17 protein-coding genes are annotated in these 12,166 nt (G+C 62.3%); 16 read left to right on the top strand and 1 reads right to left on the bottom strand.

The features are described 5' to 3' along the window. Position 1: 1 nt before the first annotated feature. From ACQ4W0_RS16650 to ACQ4W0_RS16595, 12 genes are all read left to right on the top strand, one after another. Positions 2-439 (top strand): flagellar export protein FliJ, encoded by a 438-nt coding sequence (locus ACQ4W0_RS16650; protein ID WP_070289072.1) that lies wholly within the window; start codon positions 2-4, stop codon positions 437-439. Between the two features lie 89 nt (positions 440-528). Further along, positions 529-1,941 (top strand): flagellar filament capping protein FliD, encoded by a 1,413-nt coding sequence (gene fliD, locus ACQ4W0_RS16645; protein ID WP_436577746.1) that lies wholly within the window; start codon positions 529-531, stop codon positions 1,939-1,941. Positions 1,942-1,992: 51 nt separating this feature from the next. Beyond that, positions 1,993-2,382, top strand: coding sequence for a flagellar export chaperone FliS (gene fliS / locus ACQ4W0_RS16640; protein WP_436577745.1), 390 nt, complete (start codon positions 1,993-1,995; stop codon positions 2,380-2,382). Positions 2,383-2,413: 31 nt separating this feature from the next. Further along, positions 2,414-2,692: a hypothetical protein gene (locus ACQ4W0_RS16635; protein WP_436577744.1), complete on the top strand. Its 279-nt coding sequence runs from the start codon at positions 2,414-2,416 to the stop codon at positions 2,690-2,692. After that, positions 2,689-3,855 (top strand): flagellar hook-length control protein FliK, encoded by a 1,167-nt coding sequence (locus ACQ4W0_RS16630; RefSeq protein WP_436577743.1) that lies wholly within the window; start codon positions 2,689-2,691, stop codon positions 3,853-3,855. Before ACQ4W0_RS16635 ends, ACQ4W0_RS16630 begins: the two co-directional genes overlap by 4 nt. Continuing rightward, entirely contained in the window at positions 3,855-4,331 is a 477-nt protein-coding gene (locus tag ACQ4W0_RS16625) for a flagellar basal body-associated FliL family protein (RefSeq protein ID WP_436577742.1), read from the top strand. Before ACQ4W0_RS16630 ends, ACQ4W0_RS16625 begins: the two co-directional genes overlap by 1 nt. Before the next feature lie 33 nt (positions 4,332-4,364). Further along, on the top strand, positions 4,365-5,108 hold the full coding sequence (locus tag ACQ4W0_RS16620) for a FliA/WhiG family RNA polymerase sigma factor (protein ID WP_436577741.1): 744 nt from the start codon (positions 4,365-4,367) through the stop codon (positions 5,106-5,108). Positions 5,109-5,188: 80 nt separating this feature from the next. Then, positions 5,189-6,103 carry a flagellar motor stator protein MotA gene (gene motA / locus ACQ4W0_RS16615; RefSeq protein WP_034757817.1) on the top strand — a complete coding sequence of 305 codons (915 nt, stop codon included), beginning with the start codon at positions 5,189-5,191 and terminating at the stop codon, positions 6,101-6,103. Then, positions 6,087-7,091 (top strand): flagellar motor protein MotB, encoded by a 1,005-nt coding sequence (locus ACQ4W0_RS16610; RefSeq protein ID WP_436577740.1) that lies wholly within the window; start codon positions 6,087-6,089, stop codon positions 7,089-7,091. The genes motA and ACQ4W0_RS16610 overlap by 17 nt, the downstream gene beginning before the upstream one ends. A 16-nt stretch (positions 7,092-7,107) precedes the next feature. Then, positions 7,108-7,398: a flagellar biosynthesis anti-sigma factor FlgM gene (gene flgM / locus ACQ4W0_RS16605; protein WP_436577739.1), complete on the top strand. Its 291-nt coding sequence runs from the start codon at positions 7,108-7,110 to the stop codon at positions 7,396-7,398. Continuing rightward, on the top strand, positions 7,395-7,835 hold the full coding sequence (gene flgN, locus ACQ4W0_RS16600; protein WP_436577738.1) for a flagellar export chaperone FlgN: 441 nt from the start codon (positions 7,395-7,397) through the stop codon (positions 7,833-7,835). Before flgM ends, flgN begins: the two co-directional genes overlap by 4 nt. After that, on the top strand, positions 7,822-8,574 hold the full coding sequence (locus tag ACQ4W0_RS16595) for a glycoside hydrolase family 73 protein (protein ID WP_436577737.1): 753 nt from the start codon (positions 7,822-7,824) through the stop codon (positions 8,572-8,574). Before flgN ends, ACQ4W0_RS16595 begins: the two co-directional genes overlap by 14 nt. Positions 8,575-8,580: 6 nt before the next feature. Here the strand turns inward: ACQ4W0_RS16595 and flgA are convergent, their stop codons facing one another. After that, on the bottom strand, positions 8,581-9,174 hold the full coding sequence (gene flgA / locus ACQ4W0_RS16590; protein WP_436577736.1) for a flagellar basal body P-ring formation chaperone FlgA: 594 nt from the start codon (positions 9,172-9,174) through the stop codon (positions 8,581-8,583). A 308-nt stretch (positions 9,175-9,482) separates the two neighbouring features. Between flgA and flgB the strand changes: the two genes are divergently transcribed. The 4 genes from flgB to ACQ4W0_RS16570 are packed head-to-tail and all read left to right on the top strand — an operon-like array spanning position 9,483 to position 12,164. Next, positions 9,483-9,845 (top strand): flagellar basal body rod protein FlgB, encoded by a 363-nt coding sequence (gene flgB / locus ACQ4W0_RS16585; RefSeq protein WP_436577735.1) that lies wholly within the window; start codon positions 9,483-9,485, stop codon positions 9,843-9,845. A gap of 8 nt (positions 9,846-9,853) precedes the next feature. Then, complete coding sequence (flgC, locus tag ACQ4W0_RS16580; protein WP_436577734.1) at positions 9,854-10,270, top strand: flagellar basal body rod protein FlgC; 417 nt, start codon at positions 9,854-9,856, stop codon at positions 10,268-10,270. A 3-nt stretch (positions 10,271-10,273) separates the two neighbouring features. Then, on the top strand, positions 10,274-10,927 hold the full coding sequence (locus ACQ4W0_RS16575; RefSeq protein ID WP_436577733.1) for a flagellar hook capping FlgD N-terminal domain-containing protein: 654 nt from the start codon (positions 10,274-10,276) through the stop codon (positions 10,925-10,927). 58 nt (positions 10,928-10,985) lie between these two features. Further along, the gene (locus tag ACQ4W0_RS16570; protein WP_436577732.1) at positions 10,986-12,164 is read left to right on the top strand and encodes a flagellar hook protein FlgE; all 1,179 of its coding nucleotides are present in this window, start codon (positions 10,986-10,988) and stop codon (positions 12,162-12,164) included. Positions 12,165-12,166: the final 2 nt, after the last annotated feature.

The following is a 12,166-nucleotide window of genomic DNA, read 5'->3' as shown; positions in this document are numbered from 1 at the left end:
TGTGAGCGACGCGCATACCATCCGCAACCTGACCACCCTGGTCGGCCTGCGCAGCACCGAAGTGGAACGCCTGCAAGGTGAAATGGCGGCGCAGACGGCCGTGCGCGAGCGCTACCAGAAAAACCTGGAGCGCCTGACGGGCCTGTACACGGACAGCGGCCCCAGCGGCGCCCTGCCCCTGGCCCTGTCCGTCAACTGCGGCAACTTCAAGCAGGCGGTCATGCAGATGGCCGACCAGCACCGTACCGACCTGCACCTGCACGAGGCCAACATGGCCGTCTCGCAGCGCGCCCTGAATACGGCCTGGGCCAAACGCGAGGTGCTGGACCAGGTGCTGACGCAAAAACAAAAACATGTTGCAAATGAGCAACAACGTGTCGATGCCAAGCGGCAAGACGAGCTGGCGACGCAGTTCTGGTTCCGCGGGCAGGTAAAATGAAGTTTGTGTAAGTTTCTTTCAGGAAAACTTCACGAAACGGGAATGGGGGTCGCCTTGTACCGGTATATCCCTTTATTCAGGAGTCTGGCATGGCAAACGCAATTACCGCACCACGATACGATCCACTCGTCACAGCACAACAACTGGCTACCAAATCGGTGGCAGCGCAAAAGGCGGCTCTGGCGGATCAGACCACGCTTGCCAGCAACACTTCCAGCGCGTTGGGCAACCTGAAATCGGCCATCTCGGCATTCCAGCTGGCGATGTCGGCCATGACGTCCAGCAAATCCGTGCTGAACCAGTCCGCCACCTTCAGCAATACCGCGTATGGCACGGCCACGGCCGGCATCAAGGCGGCGCCGGGCAGCTACGCGTTCTTTGTCGAACAACTGGCCACGGCCAGCCAGACTTCGTATGGCGGCTTGAGCAGTACCACGCCGGCCAATGGCGGCAACATGACCATCCGCATCGGCGACCCGTCAGCCGCTGTCACCGCCGATAACGCCTTCGACATCGACCTGGCCGCCGCCAACAAGGATGGCGACGCCTACCTGACGCCGCAGGAAATCGCTGCCGCCATCAATGGCAACAGCAAGAATAATGCGCGCGTCACTGCGTCCGTCATCAATATCGGCAACCAGGCGCAACTGGTGCTGACGTCGAATCTCACCGGCCTCGCCAATGCCGTCTCGATCGACACCTCCAGTGTGACGGATCCGGCGCTGCAGACAGCGCTGCAGAGCGACAAGAAATCCCTCGTGGCGCCCAAGGATGCCGTCGTCTGGCTGGGCGCCCAGGGCTCCGGCACCAAAATTACCCAGGCCTCGAATACCTTCACCAACGTGCCCGACGTGAAAATGACGTTCACCAAGGCCATGACGTCAGGCGAAAGCCCGATTACCGTGACCGTCGGCACCGACAGTGCCGGTACCATTGCCAATGTGCAAGCCTTCGTCGATGCCTACAACAAGCTGAAAAGCGTGATGGATGGCCTGGCGAATCCCGGCAACCCGGAGAAAAATATCGCTGCCGGCATCTTTGCCCACGACTCCGGCCTGAACGCCCTGCGCTCGAGCATGGGCGATGCCTTGCGCCTGACCGTCGATGGCGTATCGCTGGTGGCGTATGGCATTACCGCCCAGCGCGACGGCTCGATCAGCCTGAATACGGCCAAGCTGACGGCCAAGCTGGCTGACAATCCTGGCGGCCTGGACAAACTGTTCGGCAATAACAGCCTGTCCGCGCCGGCCGGCGTGCTCGGCGGCCTGGACAAGGTGCTGGGCCAGTGGAGCAATGTCACCAAGGGCCAGATCACCCAGCGTCAGGCAGCGACGGACAAGCTGCAGAAAAGCCTGGCCAAGAGCAGCGAGCGTCTGACCAATCAGTACAACACGGCTTACAACCGTTTCCTGGACCAGTATTCCCGCCTGCAGGTACTGCAGGACCAAATGACCAGGAATTCTGACATGTTCGATGCCATGTTTAATAACAGCAAATCCTAAGGCGAGTGTGCCAGCCGCGCCGCCCCACGTTAACATAGCGAGAAGATAATAATGTTGAACAATGAAGCTTACGGCAGCTACCACGCCGTCAACCTGGATTCCCAGACCGCCCGCGCCACACCGGTCGAGCTGGTACTGGTGCTGACGGACGGCCTGCTGGAAGAACTGGCGCGCGCGCGCGGGCATATCGTGGGCAAGCGCTACGAACAGAAGGCGATCAGCCTGGACAAGTGCACGCAGATCATCAACGGTTTGTCGAGCTCGCTCGATTTCGACAATGGCGGCGAAGTGGTGGTCAGCTTGGCGCGCCTGTACGATTACTGCGTGGCGCGTCTGTACACGGCCGGCATCAAACTGGACCCGACGCTGATCGATGAAGTGACGACCTTGATGACCACCATCAAGCGCGGCTGGGTGGGCGTCCAGGCGAACAATGCCTAGGCGCGCTGCGCTGCAGCAGCTGAGCCGGCAATTGAGCGCGGCGATCGCGCAGCCGGACTGGGATGCGATGCAAAAACTCTCGGCCAGCCTGGCGAAAAACATCCCGCTACTGGCCGAACGGGGCGCATGGACTGCGCTGGAACAAACAGAATTGTTGCAATTGCGCAAAATTCACGCGCAAGCGGTTAAAATTTGCTCTGAGGAAAAAGAACGCCTGGGCTTACACCTGGGTGCATTACAGGCAAATAAGGAAGGTTGGGTCGCCTACGCCGCGCTCGGCGAATACGACTTGGACGGGAATCAAGCATGATCATGAACTTCAACACGGCGCCGGCCGCGCCGGCACCGGCGGCCAATGCGGCACCAGCGTCGGCGCCAGCGCCGGCACAGACGACCACCTTGCCCGGCACGCCGGGCTATGGCAGCAGTGCGCCGGCCGCCGCCAATGGCGCCGCGCCCTCCGCCCTGCCCCTGTTTGCGCAGGTGCTCGATGGCGCAGGCGTGCCAACGGCCGATGCCGCTAAAGCTGAGCCTGCCAAAGAGAGCGACAGCCCGGCCGACAGCAGCCTGCCAGCCATGGCCGCCCCCGTCCTCGGTTTGCCCGTGACGCTGCTGCCACCGGCGGACGCGGCGGCAGCGGAGGCCCGCGCCAGCGCGCAGGCGCAAGTACAGACACAAGTGCAGGCGAATGTAGCGCAGAGCAACCCGGCACTCAACATCAGCCTGCATCCGGCAGCCATCACCCTCACGGCGCAGGCAACGGTGCAAGCGGCTGGGCGCGACATGCGCGAACCGCTGGCCGCCGCCAACCCGGCGACGGCTGCCAAAAGCAGCGCGCCGGCACAGCCTTTCGAATCGCTGCTGCAGCAAAGCGCGCCGGCAACAGCCGTTGCCGCCCCTGCCGTTGCCGCGCGCGAAGGCGAACGTGGTGCCGCGACGCCGGCACCCGCGCCCAACCTGGGCCTGACGGGCGCGGTCGGCAATGCCGCCACGGCGGCCCCGGCCGGCGATACCATCAAACTCAACGGTCCGGCCCAGCAATGGCAGGAACCGCTGCGCGAAGCGCTGGGCGAACGCCTGCAGACACAGATCGGCCGCAACAGCGAGCACGCGACGATCCGCCTCGATCCGCCCATGCTGGGCCGCATTGAAATTTCCATCCGTCACACGGCCGGCGCGCTGCAAGTGAACGTCACGGCGTCGAACTCGGAAGTCTTGCGCCAGTTGCAAGGCATCGGCGAAAACATGCGCAGCGACCTGGCGCAGCGTCAGTACACCGACGTGGCAGTGAATATCAGCGCCACCCCGCGCAGCCCTGCCGCCCAGGCGTTTGCCGAAGGCGATGCGCGCGGCCAGCGTCAACCGGGCCGCCAGCAGGACGATGCCGAGCCGAGCCGAGCCCTGTCCGACGGCACGCCGTCCGGTACTTCTTCCAGCACCACTTACGCCATGCATGAGCGAGAAACCGCCTGATGAATATGAAAATGAAACTGATCGGCGGCTTTGTCGCCGTGGCCGTGCTGGCCGCCGGTGCGGCTGGCGGCGCCATGTGGTACCTGGCCAAGCCGGTCGCCAGCCATGCCGAGGTTGCCGACGCAAAAGCCCCGCCACCGCCCGCCACGGGCAAGAAGGCCCGCAAGTTCCTCACCTTGGACAAAGTTATCGTGATGCTGCGCCGCGGCCCGGGCGACAGCGAAACGCATTATCTGTCGGCCGACCTGGTGATCGCCACCACCGAGGAAAAGGAAAAGCTGACCAAGGACCACTTGCCGCTGATGCGCTCGATCGCCGTCAGTACCTTGTCGAGCTTTCCCATGGACAAGGCGCAGACCATGACGGTGGAGCAATACGCCGAGCAGATCAACAAGGCCTTCAATGTCAGCTATGAACGTGAGCAGATGGAAAAACCCTTCACCGAAGTCATGGTCGGCAAGCTGATCATTGAATAAGCCAACACGCCAGCCGACCTAGTGGGAGATCCCGTGGCCTATGCAGAGCAATACCAGGAAGCGTATGGCGCCGGCGAATACGCCGCCGCCAGCGCTTGCGCGGCCATGCTCAGCGTTGCTGAAGAGCAACAACATCTGGTGGCGTATGCCCCGTTGGTGAAACGCATCGTGCGCCAGCTCAATTCGCAGGTGTCGGGCGCCATCGACCGCGACGACATGGAACAGATCGGCCTGATGGGCTTGCTCGAAGCGCTGCGCCGCTACGGCGTGCCGGACCAGTCTTTCGGCAGCTATGCCAGCCTGCGCATCCGTGGCGCCATCCTCGATGAACTGCGGCGCCAGGACTGGCGCCCGCGCGCCGTGCGCCAGGAGAGCCACCGCCTGCGCGACAGCGTGCGCGCCCTGACCCGGCGCCTGGGGCGCGAGCCGCTGGAAGCGGAAATCATGGCCGCCCTGAAGCTGACGCCGGAAGCCTTCCAGGAATACCAGTTGGCGGAAAACGCCGAGCTGATCGTCAGTTTCGACGAAGTGCTGCAGGAAAGCCTGGGGCAAGCCGACAGCGCACCGAGCCCGGAAGAGCAATTGATGGTGCGGCGCAGCCTGGAGCAAGCCCTGCGCGCGCTCGACGAACGCGAGCAGCGCGTGATCCAGATGTATTACGAATTCGAACTGAGCTATAAAGAAATTGCCGCCGTGCTGGACCTGAGCGACGCCCGCGTCTGCCAGCTGAACAAGACGGCACTGGGCAAGATGAAAGCCATGCTGCAAGACGCATAAAAGTTAAGCGGTAATTCAGCAACAGTTTCAGCAAGACCCATCAAATTGACGTAGCACAATGACGCAGAAAGGCAGTTGACATGGTAATTATCGGTATCTTAATCGTGATGGGGTGTGTATTCGGAGGCTTCGCCCTGATGGGCGGCACCGTCCACGCGATCTGGCAACCGGTCGAGTTGATCATCATCATCGGCGCCGCCGTCGGCGCGCTGGTGCTGGGCAACCCCAAGCATGTACTCGGGGAAATGCTGCACCAGATGCGCAAGATCGTCACGCACAAGAAGCAAGGTTCGGAATTCCAGCGCCAGTTGCTGCTGCTGATGTATGAACTGCTGCAAACGGCCGCCGGCGGCCTGAAGGCGCTCGACGCGCACGTCGAGGCGCCGCGCGAAAGCGCCCTGTTCCAGCGCTATCCGCTGGTGCTGGAAGAGCCGAAGCTGCTGGCCTTCATCGTCGACAACTTCCGTTTGATGGCGATGGGCAAGATCAACGCGCATGAGCTCGAAGGCGTGCTGGAACAGGAACTCGAAGCCATCCACGACGAACTGCTGCAACCGTCGAAGTCCCTGCACAAGATCGCCGAAGCCATGCCCGGCTTCGGTATTCTGGCCGCCGTTCTGGGTATCGTGATGGCCATGAATTCCGTGGCCGACGGCGCTGATGCGGCGGAAATTTCGGAAAAAGTGGGCGCCGCCATGGTCGGTACCTTCATCGGCATCTTCTTCTGCTACGGCGTGCTCGATCCGATGTGCAACATGATGAAACAGCTGGTGGGTGAGGAAGGCTCGACCATGGAATGCGTGAAGGTCGTGCTGGTCACGCACGTGGCGGGCAAGCCGCCCCTACTGGCCATCGATGCGGGCCGCCGCCTGGTGCAGCTGAACATCAAACCTAGCTTCGCCCAGCTGGAAAGCTGGATCAATGCGCTGGAAGATGGCGGCGCCGAACAAGAGCAGGGCCAAGGCCGGGGAGGCCGCCGTGCTAAAGCCGCATGAGAAACATGAACAGGCCATCATCAAGCGTGCTGGTCGCAAGCATGACGACGATGGCCATGGCGGCGCCTGGAAAGTAGCGTTCGCCGACTTTTGTCTGGCCCTGCTGTCGCTCTTCCTCGTGCTGTGGCTGATGGCCGCGCGCGAACAGCAGGCGATGAAGGAAATCATGATGGACGCGTCGGCAGGCAGCCGCCAGGGCGAAGGCCAGGGCGTCATGCCGGAACAGAAAGGCGGCCCGCGCGGCAGCCTGATCGAGCGTTTCCCGATGCCCCGCAAGGGCACGGGCGACACGCGCACGGAAGGCAAGCAGACGCAGGACGGCAAGGCCGGTGCCGCGCCGCAGAACCAGACGAAAGTCAGCTACCAGTCGCCAGAAGACCTGCTGTCCCTGTCGCGCGCGCTGGACAAGCTCAGCGACGAAGCGGGACTGAAAAGCAATCTGCAATCGGTGATTACGCCGTACGGCTTGCGCGTCATGCTGCACGATACGGACAAGCAAGGCATGTTCGTGCGCGGCAGCGCCGTGCCGACCGACCGCTTCCGCAAGCTGCTGCGCCAGATGGGGCCCGTCTTCGCCCAGATGGATAACCAGATGCTGATCGTCGGCCACACGGATTCGCTGCAATACGCCAATAACGGCTATGAAGGCTATTCGAACTGGACCCTGTCGGCCAACCGCGCCATGTCGGCGCGCGCGCAATTGTTGATTGGCAGCATGAGTCCGGACAGCGTGCTGCAAGTGGTGGGCATGGCCGACCGCGCGCCGCTGGACGTGAAAAATGCCAGCGCCGGCATCAACCGCCGCATCGAACTGTTAATATTGACGCGTGGCCAGGCCGACAGCATCGCCGCCATGTTCGGCATGGCCGGGCAAAAGGCACAGGGCGAAGAGCTGCAGGTGGGCGAACCGGACTCGGGAACGCTGCAACGCCTGCGCGAAAAACTGGGCCTGCCCGCAAAGAAGGAGCGCGATGAGCATGCAAATTAAGGGCAAGGGACAACGTATGAAAATCTCCTCCGGCAATACCGGCGCTGCCGTACGCAGCAGCGCCATCGCGCCGGCCGAGGCGATCGCCGAGAACGCGGGCGCCGCCGGCGTCATGACTGGCTCGTCGGCCGGGGCGGAATTGCAATCGGCCGTGCTGCAACCGGCCATCGCTGCCCTGCGCGCCATGCCCGAGATCGACCACAAACGCGTGGCCATGCTGCGCGATGCGCTGGCCAAGGGCGAATTGCCATTCGATCCATCGAAACTGGCAGGCCTGATCCAGCGTTTCCACGGCGGTGAATCGTGACCGCGCCACGCAAGGGCATCACGCGCCAGGAAGCCATGCGCCGCGTGCTGCAAGGCATGACTGACGACAGTGTCGGCTACGCCGCCCTGCAGACATTATTGGAAGAGCAATTCCAGGCCACCTTGCACCACCAGAGCGCCCAGCTGAGGGCGCTGGCCGACCAGATCACCGCCGCCGTCGAGCCCCTCGATGCGCGCCGCCGCCAGCGCGTCAGCCTGGTCACTGCCCTGCTGGGCCCGCAAGGCGTTATGCCGCAATTGTTTGCGTTGTTGCAAGAAGAAGCGCACAGCAAGGCCGAGGCCGACTGGGCCGCGCTGGAGCAGATGGTGCTGGAATGCAAGCGCCTGAATACCCGCAACAGTGATTTATTAACAGAGCAGTACAGCATCATGCAGCGCGTGCTGCATGGCGAGGAAGATACGTATGCGCCAGGCTGATTTCCCCACGACCCGCGCCACGGCAGCGACACCATCGACGGCAGCCACATCCGCCGTGCGGAGCAATATGCAGGCGACCCCTGCCACAGTGGCCGCCGGTGGTTTCAGCGGCGTGTTCCGGCAGGTGCAGGGCGAAGTGGCCCGCTTCATCGAACAGGGCGGCGGCAACGCCACCAGCCTGAGCCCGCAAGGACGCGCCTACCTGGAGCAGAGCCAGCCCGTGAATGTGCTGGGAAGCATCAATCAGGGCGGCGAGATCGGCGAAGTGCAGCAACAATTCCTCGCCTCGATCAAGCCGTGGACGGAAGAAACGGGCGCGCGCCTGGGCGTGGCGCCGGAAATTGTCGCCGCCCACGCCGCGCTGGAATCGGGCTGGGGCCAGCGTCCGCTGCGCCAGGGCACGGGCGCGGACACGAATAATCTGTTCGGCATCAAGGCCGGCGGCAAATGGCAGGGTGACGTGGCCAGTAATGTCACCACAGAATACGAGGCGGGCAGCGGCACGGCGCTGAAGAAAACCGAGCGCTTCCGCAGCTACCCGGACCAGGCCAGCGCCTTCCGCGACTATGCCCAGGTATTGCTGGACAACCCACGCTACCGTGCTGCCCTGAACACGGGTGCTGACGCGGGCGCCTTCGCGCAAGGCCTGGCGCGCGGCGGCTATGCCACCGATCCCCACTACGCCGCCAAGCTGACGCAGCTGGCGACGCGCTTGCAGCGCACTGCCGCCGCAGACTGACCCTCCTTAACGACCGGCAATATCGGCCGGTTCCACCACGCCCGCATCGACCACCCTGGCACGTATCACCGTGCCGCTGGTGGTGTTGCGCACGCGGATCACCTCTCCCAGCGCGCCCGGGTCCATCGCTTCGCCGGCCATGCTCACTTCCACCTGCTCCTTGCGCGCCACGATATTGACCGCACTGCCCCGCTTGATCAGCATGGGCGCAGCCAGCTGCCCCTGGCGCAGCACTTCGCCGGCGCGCAAGCTGCGCCGGCTCGACAGGCCGACAGCGCCGGACAAGGAAGAAATACTGTCCGGCACCATCGTTACGTCGCGCCGCGCCAGGGTCACGTCGCCCGCCTGCAACGGCGTATTCGCCGTGACGGGTGCGCTGGTGACGGCGACCTGGGCCGTGATGCTGCCGCGCGCCAACATTTCGTAATGCCAACTGTTGCTTCCAGGACACACTGCGACAAAGCGCATGCGCTGCGCCGAACGGCTGTCCGCCGTTTCCAGCGCGACAGGCGCCGCGCAAGCGGGCATGGGACGCGTGCTTTTCACTACGGCCACCTGAAACTGCGGTTCCAGCAATCCTGCCGTGGCTGCCTGCTGCACCAATTGCTCTCGCGCCAACTGTTCCACACGCGAAAATATATTGTCGGCTGGCAATTCTGCGCGACCTGCACTACTATATAGGCTGGTCAGTAAAAATAGGCCAGGAAGCAGTATGTGACGACATGGCGCCTTGTTCCACATCATGGAATAGTTCTCAAAGTAAATCATTGCTAACCTTAATCAAAGACACTGAAGCGGCATGACCTTACCATGCGTCAACATAACCAGGCTGGGATTTTACCTCTGTACCACCTATTTTCTGGCCCGAACCGCAAAAAGCACGATCGAATTCAATACAAAGGAAGACCATGGGGATTAATTTCAAGGATGCGCTGGGTGTGCACGCTGATGCACTCGCGCTGCGTGCCGACCGTACCCGCGTGCTGGCGGCCAATATAGCCAATGAAAATACGCCCGGCTTCCAGGCCATGGACATGGATTTCGGCAGCGCTCTGCAGCAGTTGCAGGACAGCGAGGCCGGCCTGCTGTCGACCGACGACGATGCCAGCGCCCTGTACCGCGTACCCTACCACCCCAGCCGCGACGGCAATACCGTCGAAATCGGCGTCGAGCAGGCGGCATTCTCGCAGAATGCCACCGACTTCCAGACCAGCCTCACTTTCGTCAACATGAAACTGAAGGGCCTGTCCAAGGCCATTTCCGGCCAATAAGGATCAGCATGAGCTTCCAGGATATTTCCAAGATCGCCGGTTCGGCGATGGCGGCGCAAACCGTGCGCCTCAACACCATCGCCAGCAACCTGGCCAATGCCGATTCCGTTGCCGGTTCCGAAGGCGAAACCTATCGCGCGCGCAAACCCGTGTTCGCGGCCGTGATGGATGGTCCCGGTGCCAGCGGCGCCGGTGGACGCGTACAGGTGCTCGACGTGGTGCAAAGCAATGAACCGCTGCGCAAGGTGTATGAACCTGGCCACCCGATGGCCAATGCCGATGGCATGGTGTTCTACCCCAACGTCAATCAGGTCGCCGAGATGACCGACATGATGTCGGCGTCGCGCGCCTTTGAAACAAATGTCGAAGTTCTGGGCCGCATCAAGTCGATGCAGCAATCGCTCCTCAAATTAGGTGAAGCATAATCCATGGAAACCAACCTCTTTACAAATAACACCAGCGGCAGCAACAGCAGCAGCAATGCCGTCAAGTCGCAGAGCAATGCCACCCAGGACATGTTCACCAAATTGCTGGTCGCGCAGATCAAGAACCAGGATCCCCTCGCGCCGACCGATCCGAGCCAGTTCGTCAATCAATTGACGCAGCAGGCGCAGACGGAAGCGATGCAAAACCTGTCAGCGCTGACCAGCGCCAATGCCAGCGTGCTGCAATCGATGCAAGTGCTGGCCCTGGGCGCACAAGTGGGTTCCGAAGTGATGGTCAACAGCGAAACGGTTCAGCTCGACACGAGCAAGGTCAGCGGCAGCATCGCGCTGGCCGCCGGTACCACCAAGACCACCGTGACCCTGAAAGGGCTGGACGACAAGGAATACAAGATCGAACTGGGCGCCAAAGCAGCCGGCACCGTCCCCTTCACCATCGATCCCGTCGCGCTTGGCTTGCCTGCTGGCACCTATAGCATGGCGGTAACCACCAGTGGCACCGAAAAGCCATCGGTCGACATCGCAGGCAAGCTCAACAGCGTGCGCCTGTCGTCCGGCGGCAGCATGATCCTGAACGTGTCGAACCTGGGCGAAGTCAACCCTGGCGCGATCACCGGCTTTAACGGCAAGACGGCCTGATCCGCTCGCCCCTTCGTTTCCTGAACACTAATATCCTCCTTCACTAAAGGAAGTCAACATGAGTTTCGACATCGCCCTGTCCGGTATCCAGTCCATCAACCAACAGTTGAACAGCACCAGTAACAATATCGCCAATGCCGGCACCTATGGTTTCAAGAGCAGCCGCGCCAACTTTTCGGCCATGTACGCAGGTTCGCGCGCCACGGGGACGGAAATCGGCTCGATCACGCAAAGCATGTCGCTCAATGGCGGGGTGCTGAACACGGGCCGCGCACTCGATGCCGCCATCGACGGCCGCGGCTATTTCGTCGCGCGCGATGCGCAAAACACCATGAGCTACAGCCGCGTCGGCATCTTCTCGGCCAGCAATGACGGCAAGCTGATCGATTCGAACGGCCGCCTGGTACAAGGCTACGCCGCAGTCAAAGGCAGCACCACCCTGGGCACCATGGGCGACATGCTCATTCCGACGGGTCAGATTCCCGCCGTGGCGTCGACCAAGCTGGCGTATGCCGCCAATATGTCGTCGGAATGGACCATCAAGACCGTGCCCTTCAGCAAGACTAGCGAACTGAGCTACAACAGCGGCAAGTCCTCGATCATCTACGATTCGCTGGGCGCCAGGCACTCGCTGGGCCAGTACTTCGTCAAGACGGCGGCGGGCGTGGACGTGCATTACACCTTCGATAACGCCGATGTGTTGCCTGTGACGAACATGACCTTCGACACCTCCGGCAAGCTGGTGACGGGCACGTCTGCCACGCCGGTCCTGCCGACGCCGCCTGGTGCGGCAGCGATGTCGATCGCCATCGATTACACGGGCACCACCCAGTTTGCGGGCGAATCGACCACCTCGACCGACCGCGCCGACGGCTATGCCTCGGGCACCTACACGGGCGTGGAACTGGCCGATGACGGCTCCGTCGTGGCGAAATACACGAACGGCCAAAAGCAAAGCATCGGCGTGATCGCCCTGGCCACCTTCCCTGACGAAGGCGCATTGACTGCCATCAACGATACCAGCTGGGTCGCCTCGACCACGTCCGGCACCGCCATGTATGACCGTCCGGGCGTCGGCATGGCTGGCAAGCTGGTGACGAGCTCGCTGGAACAGTCGAACGTCGACATCACCTCCGAACTGGTGGGTCTGATGACGTCGCAGCGCAATTACCAGGCGAACTCGAAGGTCATCTCGACCGAGAACGCCATGTTGCAATCGCTGATGCAAGCGCTGTAATC

Source organism: Janthinobacterium breve, assembly GCF_051380895.1.
Classification (GTDB): Bacteria; Pseudomonadota; Gammaproteobacteria; order Burkholderiales; family Burkholderiaceae_D; genus Janthinobacterium.
Note: the sequence above shows the minus strand (reverse complement) of the source record. Positions and strands in the feature narration are given on the sequence as shown.

Coding starts and splice junctions, on each gene's coding strand:
- fliD (WP_436577746.1), top strand. CDS start 529: ATGGCAAACGCAATTACCGCACCACGATACGATCCACTCGTCACAGCA.
- fliS (WP_436577745.1), top strand. CDS start 1,993: ATGTTGAACAATGAAGCTTACGGCAGCTACCACGCCGTCAACCTGGAT.
- ACQ4W0_RS16630 (WP_436577743.1), top strand. CDS start 2,689: ATGATCATGAACTTCAACACGGCGCCGGCCGCGCCGGCACCGGCGGCC.
- ACQ4W0_RS16625 (WP_436577742.1), top strand. CDS start 3,855: ATGAATATGAAAATGAAACTGATCGGCGGCTTTGTCGCCGTGGCCGTG.
- motA (WP_034757817.1), top strand. CDS start 5,189: ATGGTAATTATCGGTATCTTAATCGTGATGGGGTGTGTATTCGGAGGC.
- flgM (WP_436577739.1), top strand. CDS start 7,108: ATGAAAATCTCCTCCGGCAATACCGGCGCTGCCGTACGCAGCAGCGCC.
- ACQ4W0_RS16595 (WP_436577737.1), top strand. CDS start 7,822: ATGCGCCAGGCTGATTTCCCCACGACCCGCGCCACGGCAGCGACACCA.
- flgB (WP_436577735.1), top strand. CDS start 9,483: ATGGGGATTAATTTCAAGGATGCGCTGGGTGTGCACGCTGATGCACTC.
- flgC (WP_436577734.1), top strand. CDS start 9,854: ATGAGCTTCCAGGATATTTCCAAGATCGCCGGTTCGGCGATGGCGGCG.
- ACQ4W0_RS16575 (WP_436577733.1), top strand. CDS start 10,274: ATGGAAACCAACCTCTTTACAAATAACACCAGCGGCAGCAACAGCAGC.
- ACQ4W0_RS16570 (WP_436577732.1), top strand. CDS start 10,986: ATGAGTTTCGACATCGCCCTGTCCGGTATCCAGTCCATCAACCAACAG.